The sequence below is a fragment of the Nostoc sp. DSM 114161 genome, from assembly GCF_052692665.1.
The window spans coordinates 8,224,812-8,244,780 of the sequence record NZ_CP195141.1 but is presented as its reverse complement, the minus strand read 5'-3'; the positions used below and the strand labels follow the sequence as shown (position 1 = coordinate 8,244,780).

Below are 19,969 nucleotides of genomic sequence, written 5' to 3'. Positions count from 1 at the left end.
AGCGGTTAAATTAATTTCTTAAAAGGAGATATTTGTATGAAAATTCTTGTGGCAGGTTGGTTCAGTTTTGAGAAATGTAATGCTACAGCTGGCGATTTGATGGCACGAGATATCGTTTGCGAGTGGATTGAAAAGGCCGGTTATGCTTATGATGTTGCTCTTGCTCCTCCCTTTGTGGGTGGTGTCGATTGGCGTTTAGTCGAGCCGCATACTTATTCACACGTTGTATTTGTATGTGGCCCTTTTCCTTATGTCAAGCTATCTAATGATTTTGTGGAACACTTTAGTTCCTGTCGTCTGATTGGTGTTGACCTATCGATGATAGAGTCAATCGATCGCTGGAATCCTTTTGATGTTCTTTTAGAAAGAGACAGTTCTGCTATTTCACGGCCAGATATTACCTTCGTGTCACGCCAACCAAAAGTACCTGTTGTGGGTATTATTTTGGTTCATCCACAACATGAATATAAAGATAAAGGCAGACATCAAATTGCCCATGAGGCCATTAACCGACTCATTGCCTCAAGAGAAATGGTGACAGTGCCTATCGATACAGGTTTAGACCCCAATCAAACCAATCTCAAAAGTGCAGCCGAAATCGAATCGTTAATCGCTCGTATGGACTTTGTGGTGACAACACGTTTACACGGAACTGTATTGGCACTCAAGAATGGAGTTCCTGTTATTGCCATAGACCCGATCGCCGGAGGAGCTAAGATAGTACTTCAAACGAAAACCATTGGCTGGCCTGTAGTCTTTAACACTGATAATTTAACAGACGAGGCATTGCAACAAGCTTTCGACTACTGTCAAACAGAAGCAGCACGAGAAAAAGCCAGAGATTGCCGCGATCGCGCCATTAAGACAGTCGAACAAGTGCGCGATGAATTTATCTCAGCCTTAATGCCAAGTTCATCCAGTGCTAGAGTTTACCGCGAAGAGGCGCTTGACAAATCCCAGTTGGAACCTGTGCGTTTCACAATTAGACAGGTGGTTGTGAGAAAAGCCAAAACATTTAAGAAGAAAGCGACATATGCGATCGTTAAATTGCTTTTAGGTAATCAAAAAAGTGAAGTTCTCTTGAGTAAGTTGTAATGCATTGAAATTACAGTGCAGACTTGCGGGATTGATTTATAGCGAACAGTCGATATTATACGGTAATTAATGATTATTGACTGTCAAAAATTAAGAAGCGCAAGAAATAGGCATATTAAGGTATTAATTAACAAACACAAATATCAATTTAGAGTGAATTTAATCTTTATGTCTCCGCAAATATCAGTAATTATTCCTGCTTATAATGGCGAACGAACTATCTTAGAAACGATTGCATCCGTTCGGCAACAAACCTTTTCAGATTTTGAGCTAATTATAATTAATGATGGCTCAACAGATAAAACTTTAGACTTAGTGAATTCAGTTGAAGACCCTCGAATCAAAATTTTCTCCTACAACAATGGTGGTTTGCCAGAAGCTCGCAATCGTGGTATTTCTCATGCCACAGGAGAATTTATTACATTTATTGATGCAGATGATTTATGGACACCTGATAAGTTAGAACTACAACTTGCTGCCTTGCAACAGCATCCAGAAGCGGGACTTGCTTATAGTTGGACTTATTACATGGACGATAGAGGAGAGGCTTTTCATAGTAGTAATACTGTATCTTTTGAAGGTAATGTTTTTGCCAATTTATTATTAGGAAATTTTTTAGAAAGTGGTTCAAATCCTTTGATTCGCAGACAAGCTATTGATTCTACAGGAGAGTTTGATTCTACACTTAAATATTGTGAAGACTGGGAATATTGGTTACGGCTTGCAGTTCGTTGGCCATTTGTTGTAGTTCCTAAGCAACAAATTTTTTACCGTCAAACTTCAGGGTCAATGTCATCTAAAATTGAGGTACTAGAGAAATACCATCTCATAATGGTTGAAAGAGTATTTCAATCAGCACCCTTAGAACTTCAGTTTCTAAAAAATCAGAGCCTAGCTAATATTTATCAGTTTTTAGCACACTCATATCTGACTCGGCTTTCTGGCGCTAGTGGGGCTAAATTGGCTAGCCAAAAGCTGAAAACAGCAATTAGCTTGTATCCCAAGATTTTGTTAACAAAAAAAGTTCAAGTTTTAGTATTCAAGTTACTTTTAATCAAAGTACTTTCACCGAAGATTGCTAGCTATTTACTCCAAATTATTAGCAAAATTCGAGCTAGTCGTATGCAATACTCCGATAAAAAAGCTAATTCTCCTGTTTGAAAGATGTCTCATTTAGCATAACTTATTTAAATCATTTCCAGGGAGCGATCGCGAATATGAAACCTTACAGCACTATTGTCCAAACAAACGGCAGTTTCAATAATCAGGATAAAGAAGAAGTTTTTTTTACTGTCAAGTTGGTGAAATCTGGATTGGCAGATATGTTATGGCAGCTATCACTTCTATATAGAATTGGGCAATTATGCGATTACACTTATGTACATACACCACTTGCCTATGAGAAAAGATACGAGTTAAATTTTCAAGGAAAGATTATTAAAAAAATTGAGACTACTGTCAACAAACTTCTGAAAACTGACAAATATTCTGATAAACTTAGTAATTTTCTTGGTTTTGATAACTGGGAACAAAATATAAGCGATCGAGAATTTACTAATTGTAAAATTATTCCAATACCCATAGATGAAATTTATCATGAAAATAAAATATCTAATATTGAGCAACTAAAAGAATCTGTTAAGAAATTTATTGCCGAAGTAACTCCATCTTCAAAAAAAGTCATTTACTGTTTAACATTTAGACCTCAACTATATGAAGGCCGTCGTGCTTTTCGTCTAGACGAATTACTAAACAGTGCAGATCCGGAAGGAATTACGCTTAAAGCGCTTAAATTACAATTATCTAAAAATTATCATAAAGCAAGACAAAACAAACCTGTACATATACCTTTCAAACCTCAAACAGTGAAAATTGTCATACATTTGAGGAAAGGTGATAGGATGTTAGTAAATCTAAATAAAAAATTAATTGGAGTTTTTAGCTCGCAAGTTAAAGTATTTGAAAGTATAAATGATTTGGATGAATGGGAAATTAACAATTACTCCAACTCTAATGACACAAATAAGGCCGATACTCTATTACAAAAAATATTTTCTAAATACGGAAAAGAAAATTTTTCTGTCATAGTTATGTCGGATGGCTACGAAAGAACATTCCAAAATATCAGACATGCCATATTTAAAGGTGAAATAAAACTCAGTGAAGAGGAAAAGACGCAATTAAATAATATTGAAAGAACGCCAAATAAAGAATTTGAAGTTTTTTCTAAGTACTCAAATGTTTATACTATTGTTGGCGAATCCGAGAAAAATACATTTGAAAGTATTCATGCAATAGTTTGTGCTGATATCATCATTAAAACTACGGGAGGCTTTGCCTGGGTATTGCACAGTCTGTTCAAAAGACAGGATCGCTCTTCAAGCGTAGTTCAATTGGGACAAAACGATGACCTAGCTATTGAGAAGATTGGACTATGTTTAGCAAACAATATTGCAATACCTAAAAATAGCTAAATATTTAGAATTGTAGGACAAGCTAGCTTCTACTTATGGCAACCATCACCGCTAGCTGCAAGCGGATAGCCAGGTGGATGATACCAGATTTATGTGCGATCCTAGCCAGCAGGTAGTATTTTCATTGCTATATCAGAGATTACTGTACTAACAGTACAACTTAAGAACTTGGCTACAATAAAATTAGTCTTCAAAGATGAAAAAAGTTTCTGTAATAATTCCAGTTTATGGAGTTGAGAAGTACATAGCTGCTACCCTGCAATCGGCTCTCGATCAAACTTATAAAAATTTCGAGCTTTTGATAATTGATGATGCTTCTCCTGACAAGAGTATAGAAATCTGTCAGCAATTTACAGACCCTAGAATTAAAATTATTCGTCAAGCAAATCGAGGATTAGCTGGAGCTAGAAATACTGGTATTCGCCATGCTCAAGGGGAATATTTAGCATTTTTAGATGGAGATGACCTTTGGCTACCAGACAAGCTAGAAAAACATATTACTCACCTAGAAAATTCCACAAATGTAGGTGTTAGTTTTAGTCGCTCTGCTTTTATCGATAAAGCTGGAAAAGCTTTAGGTACATATCAGATGCCTAAGCTTAAACAAATCACGACACCTTATTTACTTACTTGCAATCCTGTTGGCAATGGTTCCGCAGCAGTGATTAAAAAAGAGGTTTTTGAAGCAATTAAATTTCAAGATAATCTTTACGGAATTATTGAGGATTATTATTTTGACGAACACTTCCGCCAATCAGAGGATCTGGAATGTTGGATTCGTATTTCTATTAAAACTAATTGGCAAATAGAAGGCATTCCTGAAGCTTTGACTTTATATCGAGTGAATTCAGAAGGGCTTTCTGCAAACTTGCTTAAACAATTAGATTCTTGGGAAAAAGTAATTGAAAAGACACGTTCTTATGCTCCAGAAATAGTTAATCAATGGGAAACTCTGGGCAGAGCCTACCAGCTACAGTATTTGGCTCGCAATGCAGTTCGTCTACAAGCTGGTTCAATGGCTGTGAAACTAGTCAATCGAGCTTTAATAAGCAACTGGCGTATTCTTTTTAAAGAACCACGTCGGATGCTTTTAACCTTGGTTGCTGCCTATTTTCTTTGGCTTTTGCCTAAATCTCTTTACAGGTTGATTGAGACACTTGCTTTAAAGAAGACAGGGGCTAATCAAAAACACCGCATTCTTCAAGAACAGCTTTTGAACAGTTAATTAAGATTGTAGATATTGAGGATAATCAAGAATTTATAACACAAAATTTCCAAGAGATTACCATTAATTGAAAGCTATAAAACTGACAAATTAATGGGATGCAAAAACTATTCATTTATCCACAATTTTCAACAATAAAATGAATCGATCCTGGGTTTTATATACTGTTGTTTTTGAGAAAACATAATTAAGTGTCTAAAATGCCAGTTTACTATCATTATTAGGAGGCTTACAATGAATAAAGTTTCTATTATTATTCCAGTTTATAAAGCAGAGAAATATATAGCTGCAACACTTCAATCGGCTCTCGATCAAACTTATAAAAATTTTGAGATTTTAATTATTGATGATGGTTCTCCTGACAAAAGTATAGAAATTTGTCAGCAATTCAAAGACCCTAGAATTAAAATTATTCGTCAACAGAATCGGGGACTGCCTGGGGCTAGAAACACTGGTATTCGACATGCTACGGGAGAATATTTAACTCTTTTAGATGCCGACGATCTCTGGTTGCCAGAAAAATTAGAAAAACATGTTCAACATCTAGATAATTCACCTCATATCGGGGTAAGCTTTAGCCGCTCTGCTTTTATCGATGAAAATGGACAACCCCTGGGTATTTATCAAATACCTCAACTTAAGGGAATTACTCCAGGGATTGTTCTTTGCCGAAATCCAATTAGCAATGGTTCGGTGGCAGTGATTAAAAGAGAAGTTTTTGAAGCAATTAAGTTCCAAGACAACCTTTATGGTAGTGTTGAAGACTTCTACTTCGATGAGCGATCGCGTCATCCTAATGGTGATTGTACAGATGTTGAATGTTGGTTTCGCATGTCTGTTAAGAGCGATCTGCAAATAGAGGGTATTCCTGAAGCTCTAACTTTATATCGAGTAAATTCAGGCGGACTATCAGCAAACATACTCAAGCAGTTAGATGCTTGGGAATTGATGCTTAGTAGGGCACGTTTATATGCTCCAGAAATAGTTAATCGATATGAAACACTGGCTAAAGCCTATATATTGCGGTATTTAGCTCGTAGAGCAGTAACTCTACAAGATGGTGCAATGGCTGTGAAACTTGTGAATCGAGCTTTGCTAACCAACTGGCGCATTCTTTTTAAAGAGCCAAGCCGTACACTTTTGACCTTGGCTGCTGCTTATTTTCTTTGGCTGTTGCCTCAGTCTGTTTACAGTTCAATTCAGGCGATCGCTCTAAAAACCACAGGCGCTACCCAAAGATGGCGCATTTTACTTAAAGCGAGTTAAGAGACTCTTTGCCCCCCTTGGAAAGGGGGGTTGGGGGGATCTAAGACTTTGAAAACACGCCCTAGCCTTCTTTACTAACTTCAAAGTACTGAATGCTAAGTCAAAGTAAAGGGAAGAACTTCGTTTAATTCCTTTACCCCTTACCCAAGGGGAAGCCTTCTCCAGTCCCTAATCTTTGAGGTAACTATTATTCAATTATAAGAAACAATGCAAACTAAGACGTTATCTTGAGTTCAAGTTGGGAATATTCAAGTTGGTAATATAATGTGTATCAACAACTAAGTTGCGTCCTTGGGGTGCTTTTACAGTTTTGGAAGAAGGAGGTGGATACAAAATCAAACGCATAGAAGGCAAACCCCGACACCGCCTCAGCTTACAAACGCACCACCACCGCAGCGAACACTGGATAGTTGTTTCTGGTACAGCGAAGCTAATTTGTGGCGATCGCGAAGTATTATTAAGCAATAACGAGTCTACCTAAGTACCTCAATGTACACCTCATCGCTTAGAAAATGCTGGAGTTATTTCCTTAGTGTTGATTGAAGTCCAAAATGGTGAATACTTAGGAGAAGATGATATCGTTCGCTTTCAAGATGACTATGCCCGCACCAAGGATAACAACTTAGAAAGCGAAGCAATAGATAAAAAATAATAACCTTGTTAATGAAAGCTACATTGGCTCAAAATGAAATGGCAAGGCTGGAAGCCCTTCGCCGGTATCACATTCTCGATACAATCTGCGAAGCAGCCTTCGATGACCTAACGCGTTTAGCAGCACAAATTTGTCGCACTCCCATAGCTTTAATCAGCTTGGTTGATGACTATCGTCAATGGTTCAAATCAAAGCTTGGATTAAAGGCTGAGTCAACGTCACGAGATATGGCCTTCTGTGCCCATGCTATTTTGCAACCTAATGATATTTTGATTATTCCTGATACGCTACTTGACCAGCGGTTCGCCACTAATCCACTAGTAATATCAGAGCCTTATATTCGGTTTTATGCTGGTGCGCCGTTGGTTACACCTGAAGGATATGCATTGGGAACAATTTGTGTAATTGACTATGTTCCACGACAGCTTAGTCTCGAACAACTTGAGGCATTGCGTACCTTGAGCCGTCAAGTCATTGCTCAACTGGAATTGAAGCGTAATTTAGATAAACTGGAAAAAATAACCACTGCTGAACGCCAACAGATAGAGGATCTCATCTCCACCTTTTCCCATGATATGCGTACCCCTTTGCTAGCCACTCGTAGCGCTCTACACGCTGTGTTAGGTGGAGCTTTTGGTGAGATTGGCGACAGTTGCACAGATGTGCTTAAAGAATGTAGTTTGGCTAACGAGAACATCCTTAAACTTGTTGAAGCTCTCTTAGATGTCTCTCGTCATCAAAATGAACTTGCTAAGAGTCTGGACTACGAAATCCTCAACTGGAAAAATATCTTTATCCAAGCTATTAATCAGAACAACAGTACTTGGAAGCAAAAATGTACGATTACTTACAAAATTTCCCCATCACTGCCGAATGTTTACGGTGATGAACTTGAAATTCAACGGGTTATACACAACTTACTTAATAATGCCGTGCGAGTAAGCGCCCCAAATCAAGAAGTTATCCTCGAAGTAGAACCTCTGGGACTCCATACAGTAAAGGTGTCAGTACGGGACAATGGATTCGGGATTTCTCCCCAACACAAGGAAAAGCTTTTCCATCGCTTTATACAAGGGCGAAGAGGATCTAATGGAACTGGGCTTGGTCTGTACTTATGCCGCCAGATTGTAGAAGCTCATGGAGGAAATATTGGTGTTGAAACCAATCTCGGTGAAGGTAGCACCTTCTGGTTTACCCTGCCTGTTGATTTAGGTTTACTCTGCCCGTGGACTTAATTTCAGTTAAACTCTCATACCTTTAAAAGATAGATTCACATTTTGTACTAGTTCCTCGATCGCAATTTTTATAGGGTGGAGACTGCTTAATCTTCCTTCCTCAAATACTTCTTATATTGCTTGTTTAAATCGCATTCACTTACGATTCTCTTTTAGCAGAGTTAGATAAATACCAAAAGTAATATTACACCTGAGATTGCTTGATTTATATAACAAAATTTAGCTTGCATTCGTTGATAAGTAAGGTTCAAATGCTTGTATTTGCCAGCTTACAACTTGACTAACGATAAAAGTAAGAAAAGTAAGAAAAGTAAGAAAAGTAGAAAATTTTATATAACTCATTTACTTTTAATTGGAAAACATGTAAATTAACATATTCAATGCGTAATAATATAACGAGGTTTAATCTTTTTTATCCAAATTTTATCAATGTTGATAACACTAAAAAGTATGTAAATGAGGGTATTTTTGTTTTCTATAGGTGCCTAGTTTGCCTTTGTCAAAAAAATACCGAATTCTGAACAGCATCTGCTACAAGTCGTGCTACAAGTCGGCAAAGCCGACGACAGCCGCTTCAAGCAAAGTAGGTAAAGTAGAAAATTTTATATAACTCATTTACTTTTAATTGGAAAACGTGTAATTTAACATATTGAATGTATAATAATATAACAAGGTTTGATCTTCTTTATGCAAATTTTATCAATGTTGATAAGACTAAAAAGTATGTAAATGAGGGTATTTTTGTTTTCTATAGGTGCCTAGTTTGCCTTTGTCAAAAAAATACTGAATTCTGAACAGCAGTTGTTACAAGTCGTACTACAAGTCGGCAAAGCCGACGACAGCCGCTTCAAGCTAGGAAGCCCGCCTACCTACGGCACTGTCTCCTCAACGCACTGCTTTCTTTCTTCTGAAGTGTATAAACTAATATACGCTTATCTATAGGAGTCCGATTTGATTTATGAAAAAATCTAAGTATCTTTAGGGTGTGTTATGGCCTAGCCTAAATTCCCTTTCCCCTTTTCCCTTTTCCTTTTCCCTGCCTCTAAGAGTAGTTCAGTCACAAAATCGGATTCTTATAGTATTACCTCTCTACAAACATACCAAACACTTAGATGCTCTTAGCGATTAATTTGGTGCGTTTACTTGCTCCAAGAACTCTAAAAACTCATTTGTTTGCCCCTTTGTATAGTAGCTTAATAGTGCTAGTGTTATTGATAATCGGGCAACAATGTTTAAATACTTGGATAGCTATCCTCTGTAGCGAAGTAGCTAATGACGTAAGCCAAACTTTTACAGTTAAGCGTCAAGGAGAACGTCTACTAAATGCTGTAGTAGATGAGGAAAGAAGTTGGCGACAGAATCCTAATAATCAATCCTCCTCTTTCTATAGTAGTCTCAACCGTTTAAAAACTCTTGTAAAAGATCAACCTAATCAAGTTAACCAACTCTCTAAGATTGATAATCTCTATATTAAATGGCGGAATCAGTTGGCTAGTAGGAAGGTACTTAGCTTCGGCAACAAATATTCTGAGACAGAAAAGGTTTTATTCAATTCTCTACGTACTCAGATTCAGACATTGGTTGAACGCGAGGAAATGTATTTAAGCGATGCGGAAGATTGCTTACAACAAATCCAGCAGATAAAAATTCTTGTGAATATCTTGACTTCAGTGGTGCTTATTGCTGGCCTATGGGCAAATTACCAAATTTTACACCGACGAGTCGAAATTCCCTTACGCAGATTGATAGAGGTAGGTAAAGCTTGGCAGACAGGTCAAATGGAAGCCCGGCTTGCTTATTCAGCTCCTGATGAAATAGGCCGGTTGAGTAAAATTCTCAATGCAATGGCAGGCGAAGTTCGCAAGCGTCAGGAATGCATTGAAGTACGCAACGAACAGCTTGAGAACCTAATCAGCGCTCTTTCCCACGACCTACGTACTCCTTTGCTTGCTAGTCGCATGACTCTGGACGGTATGCTCAAAGGAGCTTTTGGGCCTGTTAGCGATACTTGCAAAGAAGTGTTCCAAGATTATCGTCAAAGTAACGAAGATCTTTTAAAACTTGTGGAAGCTCTTTTGAACATCTCCCGTTATGAAGCTGGTTATAGCGATCGCTTGAACTACGAGCCTCTTGATTGGGAAAAAATTTTTGTTAAAACAATTACTCAAATAAAATCTACTTCGGCATCTGAGTTCATATTCAACTACAAAATTCCCCAATCCTTGCCGACTGTTTACGCTGATGAATTAGAGATCCAAAGAGTTATCCAAAATCTGCTTGATAATGCTGTGCGGGCGAGTGAACCCGATCAAGAAATTTTTCTGGAAGTTGCAACTCTTGGGGAAAACGAAGTGCAGGTTTTTGTTTGCGATCGAGGTTCAGGAATTGCCCCCCAGAATCAGGAACAACTTTTTCACCGCTTCGTTCAAGGGCAAGGCCGGTGTGGGAGATCTGGGTTAGGTCTGTACTTGTGCCGTCAAATCATAGAGGCTCACGGAGGGAACATCGGGGTTGAAAGTTCTCTTGGAGAGGGTAGCACCTTTTGGTTTACTCTCCCAGTTGCTCCCGACAAAACTAACTTTCAACATGAACAGATATAAGAGAAGGAAAAATGCCTGAAAATACTCAAACAAATATAGTGCGGATTCTACTAGTGGACGATCATAGTTTGATACGTCGAGGTATGAAAGGTCAATTTTCCCTTGAGCCTGCCTTTAGTGTGGTTGGAGAAGCAGGGAACGGCGTAGAGGCTATTGAATGTGTTGCTCAGCTCCAGCCAGATGTAGTTTTGATGGACATTGATATGCCAGTTATGGATGGTATTACTGCTACCCAACAGATCAAAAGCGATCGCCCTGTTACTCGTATCCTTGCTTTGAGCGCATTCGACCGCGATACTCAGGTGATGGGGATGCTTGCCGCTGGTGCAGATGGTTACTGTCTTAAAACTATCGAATGGGGACAGCTAATTACTGTTATTCAATTAATCCTTCAGGGTGGTGCTTATTTAGATCCTCAAATAGCTCAAAAGGTCGCTCGGATGCTTAAACCCCCGGTTGTTTCGAGTGAAGTTGCTACATCTGATACGTCCCAACAACCGGTTTTGAGTAATCGCGAGCGAGAGATACTAAAACTGATTGCTAAAGGATGTTCAAATCAGGAGATTGCCGACCAACTCTATCTCTCTTTAGGAACTATAAAGTCATATGTGCGTATGATCCTCAACAAACTCAGCGTTGACGATCGCGTCCAAGCAGCAGCTATGGCTGTCCGTGAAGGGTTAATTTAAATCTGAAGTAATTCTTGCAGACGGACATACAATTCTGTGAGCGTACCAACTAATGGTATTTCTTCATCCACAGTCTGTTCTGACCATAAAATCCAAGGCTGAAGTATTTGGCACTGGAAATCTTTATGTATAGGCGCACATAACACCAAAACATGAGGGGCGAACACATCAATCTCTTCAACCAAAGGCACACCGTAGTATGGAAAGACTTCTAAATTTTTTTTCAAACAGTGATTACTGAGGCGTTGAACAGTATTGACGTTATTACCAATGACCATTATTCGATGTCTTTCCATAACAAACAAAAGTTATTAGTTAAAGAGATTTACACATAGTAATTAAGGAAGAGCATTAGGGTTTATGGCAATAACCATAGCCGAGTAACTTTTTTTAACTTTTTAATTAGCTCAAAAAGAATATGCTAATGAAGATATTTATGGGCTTCAGATCCGCAAGACCTCAGAAATTCGGGGATCTTTTGCGAGTGATTCAGGATTGCTAAGCTAATACGCATTTAACTTGCATATTGTTGATTTTGGAGAAAAAGCGTCAATCCTTCTCCTGTGCCCCTCTGCTCTTCTGGTGTCCAAATGTGCAAATTAGGTGCTTAACAGCTTATATCTTAGTATGAGGCTTGGACTGTCTTTGCACTACGACCAAGTGGATAACTAAGTGGACAGTTCTATTTACGTCTTAGGATGCTGTATTCGTCAGACTTTAAGTAACCCTGAGAAGTAACCATCAGATAGTATTTGCGATCGCTGTCTGAAGGTAAAACTATACGAAGAGTTACGGAGAAAGTCTCAGGCTATATCAAGTCTTCATGTTGTAATTACGTATGAACGTGTAAGGCAAGTAAGCTAAAAGCATTGCAATATCAAAGTTTCAGCTTATTTGCAGACATCACTGCTGATACAAACAATTGCACTAGGTCGATATTACTTAAACGTCAGGCGGTATGTATTGCCTGAGCTTTGCATTACAGCACTTTCAGAAATTAAATCAGGGACTGCAAGTTATATGATACTAGATCGCATATTCTCATTTGAAACACTCAAATCTTTACCAGTAGGCTTTTTGAAACATCAGAGTCAATCTGTTGAGCAGGAGTTGAGCCAGACACAAAAAGTTAATCTATTAAATATTGAGATTGACAATGTGTTTAAAACAGAAGTTCTAGAAAATCTTCAATCTGGGATTGTATTTACTCCTAACGTAGATCATCTGATGAAATTGCAAGGCGATCGGGAATTTCTTCAGGCTTATAATATAGCCGATTACAAACTATGTGATAGTCAAATTTTAATGTATGCATCTCGATTTTTAGGTCAGCCAATCAAAGAAAAGATATCGGGTTCTGATTTTTTTCCGGCGTTTTATAATTTTCACAAACAAAATGAAAAAATTAAAGTTTTTTTATTGGGAGCAGCAAAAGGAGTTGCTGTTAAGGCTCAGGAAAAAATCAATGCTAAAGTCCAGAGGGATATCATTGTAGGTTCTTACTCACCACCTTTTGGATTTGAAAAGAACGAAGCAGAGTGTCAGAAAATTCTTGAGATGATTAATTGTTCCGATGCCACAGTATTAGCAGTAGGATTAGGGGCACCTAAACAAGAAAAATGGATATATCAATACAGAGAACAACTACCAAATATCAGAATCTTTTTAGCCATAGGTGCAACTATTGATTTTGAAGCAGGTAATCTACAAAGAGCGCCAAGATATATTAGCGATTTGGGGCTGGAATGGTTATATAGAATGGTTGCTGAACCTAAAAGATTATCGAGAAGATATTTGATAGAAGGATTACCTTTTTTCTGGTTAATTTTGCAGCAGAAGTTGAATATTTATCAGATAACGAATCATGAAGTACAAAGTTACGAATGAAGAAAAATATTCAAACGAGATCTTGCATCATTCTCAATAACCGTAGGGTGGGCACTGTGCACAACGCCAAAATAACGATTTGAGATTAGGTAGTGCCTGCTCTAGAAAAATTGCGATCGAGGAACTGGTGCAAGATGTAAAACCAGATTTTCAGAAATATTTGGTAATTGTTCTAATTTGAATGACATAGATGAACGCAGATATATATAAAAGTTCGGTAATCATTTATCTAGAGGATTTTCGGAATCCATATTTCGCCCCTCGAAGTAGAAATTTTCAGAGCAGTCTAGCCAATGCGATCGCATCTCAATCAATTGATAATGATATCAATCAGTTTCCTGGTGATGATTGGCACTTGATATAACAGCCACAAGTTATACACTACATTCCACTGTAAAACTTATGAATCTCACACAAGAATATATTTTTGAACTGACTCAGCTTTCTTTAGTATTAGAAATCTTTGAGAGTTATGATGCTGTTTTAGACAAATTTAGCACTCATTAATGAAGTATAACTAATGACTTATTAGCTTTTCACTGACTGAATTCATAAACTAACTTACTGAAATTATCATGTCTAATCCCTCTACTTCCCAACGCATTCAGCTATCTACTTCGGATGTTACATACAGCTCTACTTATATTAAAAAGACAGTTCATCCTTCTGTCACAAGCAAAGTAAAGCGCGTAATTGATATTATAGGTGCGATTGTAGGACTGGTAATTACGGCAATAGTAGCAATTCCTGTTGCTATAGCAACTATTTTGGATAACCCTGGGCCTATATTATATAGTCAAATTCGCTGTGGTTATAAAGGACGTGCTTTCCGTATTTGGAAATTTCGCTCTATGGTAGTCGGAGCGGAATGCCTACAACATTTAGTTAATAATGAAACTACAAGTCATCATATCTTCAAGAATGAAAATGACCCTCGCATAACTAAAGTAGGCAAGTTTCTCCGCCGCACTAGCCTAGACGAACTCCCCCAGTTCTGGAACGTGCTAATAGGGGAAATGAGCCTTGTCGGCACTCGTCCTCCGACTACTGATGAAGTGACACACTATTCAAGTTCTCACTGGGAACGGTTGAATGTTAAACCAGGTATTACTGGCGAATGGCAAACTAATGGCCGCTCCTGCATCAAAGACTTTGAAGATATCGTTCACATGGATTTAGAATACCAACGTAAATGGTCTATTACTTACGATATTAATTTAATCCTAAAAACTCTAAAAGTTTTGTTAACTAAAAGCGGTGCTTATTAACAAAAGCATGAGCTGTCTTTGAACATCGCTGATTAACTGCATCTGCTAATACTTTAGAAGACGTTCTCTAGCAAGAGTAGCAGCAACATATCGCTCACAACGTTCAGCTAGTTCTGCTTTTGCAAGATTATTGATTGCGTCAGATTCGTTGCTACAGCCCATTGCGATCGCACTACAACTACACGATGATCTAAAGCGTCATCCTTGCATCTTCTACTTTGAGAAACTTCTTTATGTAATATTACGGCTCATTTTATTTATTCTATTACCAGTATTGGCTTAAATCTCCCCTTCATCTTCCATCACATTTTTGTATTCTTTATTTACCTGTTACCAGTTTGTACCGTGAGGTGCAAGTTAAGAGATTACACACTCAAGCCTGAAACACGATATCCCCTAGCCCAATACGGTTCAGTTACGGATAAATGTAGGTTGGGTTGAGGCTTTGCGAAACCCAACAAACCTGACCAGATGTTGGGTTTCGTTCCTCAACCCAACCTACGCAAGAATCAGGTTTTTGGCTCTAACTGAACTGTATTGTCCCCTAGCCCCCTTTTTAAGGAGGTTAGGGGATCTCAATCCGTAGTCCTGATATAGTTTTTGTAGGGTGCATTAGGCTAAAGCCTAACGCAACGACAGTCATAATCAACGGCAGCCGTCGCTTATCCTGCCTACCCTACTTAAGGCTTACTGTATAAGTGGTTTTCCATAAGTTTATATTTTTAGATTAAATAACAATCGGGGAAAACTAGGGGAGAGGAGTCGCTTTGCTCCAATTCAAAATTCAAAATTAATACCAATTTGAAAAAAGAATGCGACAGATGGGTAGGGGCACAACATTGTTCATTGGTGTCAACTTAAGCTCAAAGCTTTGTTACACAGCCGTTTACCCCACCCCTCAATCCCCTCCCCGATGCCTTGGGGAGGGGAGGTTTTGCGTCAGCAAAGCCGGGGTGGGGTAACGCGCATCTTGAGGGTAAGTGAGTAGAACTTGCTCATCACGTTTTCATCAGGGTTTCACGTTAAGTTGACACCAATGAACAATGTTGTGCCCTTACGGATAATTGATGTGTCGCAAACATTATTTGAATTGGTATAAGTTTAAGAAATAAAGCGACTTAAAACCTAGATCCCAATGACTTTCTTTGCCTATTGCCTGTTCCTTGGCACAGCCTAAACTTGTAGTAAAGGCAAGGTGACAGTAAAAGTTGTACCTACTGTGACTTGACTATTGACTACAATTGTGCCCCCGTGTGCCTCAACACACTTTTTGGCGATCGCTAGCCCCAAACCAGTGCCAGGAATGCTTCCTACGTTATCTGCACGATGGAAAGGCTCAAACAGTCGCTTTTGGTTTTCTTCAGGAATGCCAATTCCCCAGTCTTGAACTCGGAAAATTACTGCTTTATCCTGGCCAATTAGTTCAAAGCGAACCATACCGCCTGGTAATGAATACTTAATTGCATTGCTAAGCAAATTTACCAAAATGTGCCGCAGCAGGCTTTCATCCCATAGTCCTTCGCTTAATTGTCCAAAACTGCCGAATACCAAAGCCAGATGTTTCTGGTTAGCAGTTAATTGAACTTCATTGACGATCTGACGGCAAAAAGCTTCCAAATCCAGAGAAATTAAATCGCACAGCAGTTTCCCAGAATCAGCCCTACCGATTAATGAAACTTCATCTAATAGCTGCGCCATATTTTTGATTGCTGAGCGAATCAACTCCAAATGATTGAGTTTTTTCTCCTTGGTCAATCTTTCGTCGTGAGTTTCTAGCAACCCAGCAGCCAAGAGAATAGTATTGAGGGGATTACGGATGTCATGGGAGAGCATCGACACAAATTCAGATTTGAACTGATTGATTTCTTTGGCTTTCACCAGTTCAGCAGTTCGTTCTTCAACCCGGATTTGTAAAGTCTCATTGACCGTGCGTAATGATTCTAATACCTGCTTGCGCTCGATCGCATAACGCAGCGATCGCACCAACACATCTACATTTACCTGTCGCTTGACTAAATAATCTTGTGCCCCTTGCCGTACTGCCTCAATTGCCAGTTTTTCATCATTGGTGTTAGTTAGGACAACAATCGGTACACTTGGGGCTTGACCAATTAGAGGAGGCAAAGATGATAATCCTTGACTGTCAGGTAAAGTTAAATCTAACAAAATAACATCATAATTACACTTACTTAATTCCTCTAGTGCTTCCCCCAATCGCTTCACATGAACTAAAGTGAACTCTTGCAACTGGGCTTGCATGAGAAACTCTTGTAACAACCTAGCAGAAGCGAGGTTATCCTCAATTAACAAGATTTTTACTGAGTAGCTCACAACCATAATCTTCGGGTTTCACCCCCTATTGCTCCTCTATCTTGTAAATGGGCATTGGGCATGGAAAGAGGATGGGGGGATAAGGGGATGGGGAGATGGGGGGAAAGAAGAATTACTTTATCCCTCATCTGGCCACCTCCCCATCTCCCGCGTCTCCCCATCTCCCCATCTCCCCATCTCCCCATCTCCCCATCTCCCCACTCCCCTCAATCCGATGGTAGCGTCACAGTAGAAAGCCAAAAGTCTTCAATACTCTTGACGATTTGAAATAGCTGGTTGAGGTTGCGGGATTTTGTGATGTAGCAGTTCACATGTAAATCGTAGCTGTGATAAATATCATCTTCATTTTTTGAGGTTGTTAACACAACAACTGGAATACGTTTTAGTACTGGGTCGGCTTTAATTTCCGCCAGCACTTCTCGACCATCTTTTTTGGGCAAGTTCAAATCGAGCAAGATAAGGTCAGGGCGCGGTGCGTTGGCATATTCGCCTTCTTGGCGTAAATAAGCCATAGCATCTATGCCATCCCTGACCGTTACCACCTCGTGTGGTACCGAACTATTTTTCAATGCTTCTTGAATTAGGCGAATATCGGCTTTATTGTCCTCGACCAAAAAGATGGTTTTGTGTTTTTCTCCCGTTTCTACGCTCAAGTTCGCGTCCTCCAACTGGAATCGTAAAGTAGAAGGTTGCGCCTTTACCCAGTTCTGATTCTACCCAGATCCGTCCCCGATGGCATTCGACAATCTTCTTACATATTGCTAAACCCATACCCGTACCAGTATATTCATCACGTGTATGTAGCCGCTGAAAGATAACGAAAATGCGATCGCTAAATTGGGGATCGATACCAATTCCGTTATCGTGGACTGAGAATAGCCATGCATCTTCTATTCTTTCTGCTCCCACATGGATTTGTGGTGGCTCTTTACTGTGGAATTTAATGGCGTTACCGATGAGGTTCTGGAATAGCTGCATCAGTTGGGTACTGTCAGCCATAACTATTGGTAGGGGATCGTGGGTAATGGTAGCTCCAGTTTCCTGAATGCGTTGACGCAAATTACCCAAAGCTCGATTTAAGGCTGTTTCCACCTCGTTCATTTGAAATGCGATCGCTTGCATATCGACTTTTGAGTATGCCAGCACATCATCAATCAATGTCTGCATCAGGCTAACTCCCTGTACAGCATAACTGATAAATTCTTGAGCATCTTCGTCGAGTTCTTCGTAATAGCGCATCTCTAAAAGCTGCACGTAATTCACGACTTGATTGAGTGGTTCTTGCAAGTCGTGGGACGCAACGTAGGCAAATTTTTTCAATTCCGCATTGGAACGTTCTAAATCTTGCGCTAACTGTGCGAGTTCGTCGGCTTGACGCAGCACAATATTCACAATTGCTTTTCGCAATTCTAGTGCTGCTTTGATTTCTACTTCTTTCCAAGGTAAAGAAGTTAAGCGGACGGTTTCTTTCCACAGTTCAAATGATTTGCGCGGACACAGACGCACATTTCCTTCTGACTGGCTGACTTCAAATGCTTTATTCGGATCGCCGCCCCAATTTACAGTTTGAATTACTTCTGGTCGGAACCACAAAACATAATTGCGCTTGGCGATGGGAATAGCTAATAAGCCGCTGGCGACATTTTTAAATGTTTCGGCATCTGGATAAATCTGTGGTAGAGAATCCGTATAAAATACTTCTTGCTCGACATTATTTTTCAGCCATTGCACTAAGAAATTCAGTTCTTCTTCTTTAGGAGTTTCCCCAACTACCCTACAATTGCCACCAAAACATACAGCTGCACCTTGGGCGCTAGCTAAATCTAGAAAATTTTGCGGGTTTTTAACTAAACCATCAATAAAGTTTTCTTCTTGGGACATATATTCAATCAACAGTGATTGAATATGTGTCAGATTTATCCGATGGTAGTAATCTTCTGTTTCTTCTCTGGCTGAAATTTCTGTAAATATGACTCGTCCTAAAAATTCGCAAGCCTTACGCAATTCGTAGGAAACATATTTTGGTGACTGATGATGACAAGCGATGAGTCCCCATAGTTTTTGGTCTTTAATTAATGAGATAGTCAGCGATGCCCCAACACCCATATTATGTAAGTACTCTAGGTGACAACTAGCAGCACTTCTGAGGATAGAATTAGTTAAATTAACGGGGCGATCGCTAATCGGATTATTCACCGGAAAAAGTTTTACTGGCTCTGAATAAGCATCCGGGATAATTCTGATGGAATTGGAAGCAAATAACTTTCTCGCTGGTTTAGGAATATCCGACTCCGGGTAATGCAGTCCCAGGTATGGTTCTAAGCTTTCTAATTTTTCTTCAGCAACAACACATCCATGACCATCATCATCAAATTTATATAACATTACCCTGTCAAATTCCGTTAGTTTCCGGACTTCTTGAACGATAATTTGACAAAAATCATGGAGACTTGCTGTTTTTTCCAGTTGATTAATGGAAGCTCTAGCTAGATGATAAAAGCTTAAAAATGGAATATTTTCTTGAGTAATGGCAGGTTCTAATTCCAGAATCAGAAATCCTTCTAGATTCCGGTGAAAAACTGCATCAAATACTATATAATCATCACCTTTTTTTCTTACCCAAACCTTCGTCGGATTGATAAAATCCAGATTTTCCTCAGACAGTCCTTTTTTAATTCTTTCTATTTGGAACGAATCGAGTAAATCTTCGAGTTTTTTTTGCAACATATTTTCGGGAGAAATTCCGAAAATTTTTGATGTATTAGTGCTAACTTGTAATATTTTTAACTCTGGCTCCTCCAACACCAACAGAACACCATGAGGCTGAATTTGACTAGAAATATGAATCGGTGCTTCTTTTAAGCTAATTAAATTAATACCTGGCAATTGTATGTTCATTTCCATGACGATCCTCCTGGTGCGGTTCGGGAGCATCAAAACTAGAGTATCTATAATCACCTAAAATAATGAACGTAAAAATTTTCGTAATTTTAATTCATCATTTTTACTTAGTATCTAATTTTTCATGCTCTTATATTGCGTATTGCAGCTTTTTTATTATCTGCTTGCGCTTTAAAAGTCTAACAGCGAAGAAAGTTTGATACTGATAAGAAATATGAAAATGATGTGATTAAAAAATTCTTGATATATGTAGTTGTGTTAAGTATAAAAAATAGTTTAGAAGTTTTTCGATGAATATTGTCTTTAGTCATTAAACCACATTGATGTATTTGCCTAATGACCAATG

General features: G+C 38.8%; 15 protein-coding genes and 1 pseudogene. 12 read left to right on the top strand and 4 right to left on the bottom strand.

Annotated elements, in window-relative coordinates; translation table 11 throughout:
* Positions 1-36: 36 nt before the first annotated feature.
* The 9 genes and pseudogenes from NSTC745_RS34510 to NSTC745_RS34470 all read left to right on the top strand — a co-directional run bounded on the left by NSTC745_RS34510 (position 37) and on the right by NSTC745_RS34470 (position 11,236).
* Positions 37-1,095, top strand: a complete 1,059-nt coding sequence (locus NSTC745_RS34510) for a polysaccharide pyruvyl transferase family protein (protein WP_445635052.1) — start codon at positions 37-39, stop codon at positions 1,093-1,095.
* A gap of 168 nt (positions 1,096-1,263) precedes the next feature.
* Positions 1,264-2,256, top strand: a complete 993-nt coding sequence (locus NSTC745_RS34505) for a glycosyltransferase family 2 protein (RefSeq protein WP_445635051.1) — start codon at positions 1,264-1,266, stop codon at positions 2,254-2,256.
* A 56-nt stretch (positions 2,257-2,312) separates the two neighbouring features.
* On the top strand, positions 2,313-3,569 hold the full coding sequence (locus tag NSTC745_RS34500; protein WP_445635050.1) for a hypothetical protein: 1,257 nt from the start codon (positions 2,313-2,315) through the stop codon (positions 3,567-3,569).
* Between the two features lie 196 nt (positions 3,570-3,765).
* Entirely contained in the window at positions 3,766-4,794 is a 1,029-nt protein-coding gene (locus tag NSTC745_RS34495) for a glycosyltransferase family 2 protein (protein WP_445635049.1), read from the top strand.
* Between the two features lie 234 nt (positions 4,795-5,028).
* Entirely contained in the window at positions 5,029-6,060 is a 1,032-nt protein-coding gene (locus tag NSTC745_RS34490; protein WP_445635048.1) for a glycosyltransferase, read from the top strand.
* Positions 6,061-6,328: 268 nt separating this feature from the next.
* Positions 6,329-6,712: pseudogene (locus tag NSTC745_RS34485) on the top strand (cupin domain-containing protein); the annotation flags it as partial.
* An 11-nt stretch (positions 6,713-6,723) separates the two neighbouring features.
* Entirely contained in the window at positions 6,724-7,947 is a 1,224-nt protein-coding gene (locus NSTC745_RS34480; protein ID WP_445635047.1) for a GAF domain-containing sensor histidine kinase, read from the top strand.
* Between the two features lie 1,112 nt (positions 7,948-9,059).
* Positions 9,060-10,547 carry an ATP-binding protein gene (locus NSTC745_RS34475; RefSeq protein WP_445635046.1) on the top strand — a complete coding sequence of 496 codons (1,488 nt, stop codon included), beginning with the start codon at positions 9,060-9,062 and terminating at the stop codon, positions 10,545-10,547.
* Between the two features lie 11 nt (positions 10,548-10,558).
* On the top strand, positions 10,559-11,236 hold the full coding sequence (locus NSTC745_RS34470) for a response regulator (protein WP_445635045.1): 678 nt from the start codon (positions 10,559-10,561) through the stop codon (positions 11,234-11,236).
* Here the strand turns inward: NSTC745_RS34470 and NSTC745_RS34465 are convergent.
* On the bottom strand, positions 11,233-11,514 hold the full coding sequence (locus NSTC745_RS34465; RefSeq protein WP_445635044.1) for a hypothetical protein: 282 nt from the start codon (positions 11,512-11,514) through the stop codon (positions 11,233-11,235). The two genes, NSTC745_RS34470 and NSTC745_RS34465, sit on opposite strands and share 4 nt — an antisense overlap.
* A 685-nt stretch (positions 11,515-12,199) precedes the next feature.
* On the opposite strand from NSTC745_RS34465, the gene NSTC745_RS34460 reads away from it, so the two are divergent.
* The 3 genes from NSTC745_RS34460 (at position 12,200) to NSTC745_RS34450 (ending at position 14,391) form a co-directional block, all read left to right on the top strand.
* Positions 12,200-13,123: a WecB/TagA/CpsF family glycosyltransferase gene (locus tag NSTC745_RS34460; protein ID WP_445635043.1), complete on the top strand. Its 924-nt coding sequence runs from the start codon at positions 12,200-12,202 to the stop codon at positions 13,121-13,123.
* Between the two features lie 190 nt (positions 13,124-13,313).
* Complete coding sequence (locus tag NSTC745_RS34455) at positions 13,314-13,487, top strand: hypothetical protein (protein WP_445635042.1); 174 nt, start codon at positions 13,314-13,316, stop codon at positions 13,485-13,487.
* A 211-nt stretch (positions 13,488-13,698) separates the two neighbouring features.
* On the top strand, positions 13,699-14,391 hold the full coding sequence (locus tag NSTC745_RS34450) for a sugar transferase (protein ID WP_445635041.1): 693 nt from the start codon (positions 13,699-13,701) through the stop codon (positions 14,389-14,391).
* 1,173 nt (positions 14,392-15,564) lie between these two features.
* Here the strand turns inward: NSTC745_RS34450 and NSTC745_RS34445 are convergent.
* From NSTC745_RS34445 to NSTC745_RS34435, 3 genes are all read right to left on the bottom strand, one after another.
* Positions 15,565-16,728 carry an ATP-binding protein gene (locus tag NSTC745_RS34445; RefSeq protein ID WP_445635040.1) on the bottom strand — a complete coding sequence of 388 codons (1,164 nt, stop codon included), beginning with the start codon at positions 16,726-16,728 and terminating at the stop codon, positions 15,565-15,567.
* Between the two features lie 200 nt (positions 16,729-16,928).
* On the bottom strand, positions 16,929-17,375 hold the full coding sequence (locus NSTC745_RS34440) for a response regulator (protein WP_096537481.1): 447 nt from the start codon (positions 17,373-17,375) through the stop codon (positions 16,929-16,931).
* Complete coding sequence (locus NSTC745_RS34435) at positions 17,320-19,626, bottom strand: ATP-binding protein (protein ID WP_445635039.1); 2,307 nt, start codon at positions 19,624-19,626, stop codon at positions 17,320-17,322. The genes NSTC745_RS34440 and NSTC745_RS34435 overlap by 56 nt, the downstream gene beginning before the upstream one ends.
* Between the last annotated feature and the right edge of the window lie 343 nt (positions 19,627-19,969).

Coding starts and splice junctions, on each gene's coding strand:
- NSTC745_RS34510 (WP_445635052.1), top strand. CDS start 37: ATGAAAATTCTTGTGGCAGGTTGGTTCAGTTTTGAGAAATGTAATGCT.
- NSTC745_RS34505 (WP_445635051.1), top strand. CDS start 1,264: ATGTCTCCGCAAATATCAGTAATTATTCCTGCTTATAATGGCGAACGA.
- NSTC745_RS34500 (WP_445635050.1), top strand. CDS start 2,313: ATGAAACCTTACAGCACTATTGTCCAAACAAACGGCAGTTTCAATAAT.
- NSTC745_RS34495 (WP_445635049.1), top strand. CDS start 3,766: ATGAAAAAAGTTTCTGTAATAATTCCAGTTTATGGAGTTGAGAAGTAC.
- NSTC745_RS34490 (WP_445635048.1), top strand. CDS start 5,029: ATGAATAAAGTTTCTATTATTATTCCAGTTTATAAAGCAGAGAAATAT.
- NSTC745_RS34480 (WP_445635047.1), top strand. CDS start 6,724: ATGAAAGCTACATTGGCTCAAAATGAAATGGCAAGGCTGGAAGCCCTT.
- NSTC745_RS34475 (WP_445635046.1), top strand. CDS start 9,060: ATGCTCTTAGCGATTAATTTGGTGCGTTTACTTGCTCCAAGAACTCTA.
- NSTC745_RS34470 (WP_445635045.1), top strand. CDS start 10,559: ATGCCTGAAAATACTCAAACAAATATAGTGCGGATTCTACTAGTGGAC.
- NSTC745_RS34465 (WP_445635044.1), bottom strand. CDS start 11,514: ATGGTCATTGGTAATAACGTCAATACTGTTCAACGCCTCAGTAATCAC.
- NSTC745_RS34455 (WP_445635042.1), top strand. CDS start 13,314: ATGAACGCAGATATATATAAAAGTTCGGTAATCATTTATCTAGAGGAT.
- NSTC745_RS34450 (WP_445635041.1), top strand. CDS start 13,699: ATGTCTAATCCCTCTACTTCCCAACGCATTCAGCTATCTACTTCGGAT.
- NSTC745_RS34445 (WP_445635040.1), bottom strand. CDS start 16,728: ATGGTTGTGAGCTACTCAGTAAAAATCTTGTTAATTGAGGATAACCTC.
- NSTC745_RS34435 (WP_445635039.1), bottom strand. CDS start 19,626: ATGGAAATGAACATACAATTGCCAGGTATTAATTTAATTAGCTTAAAA.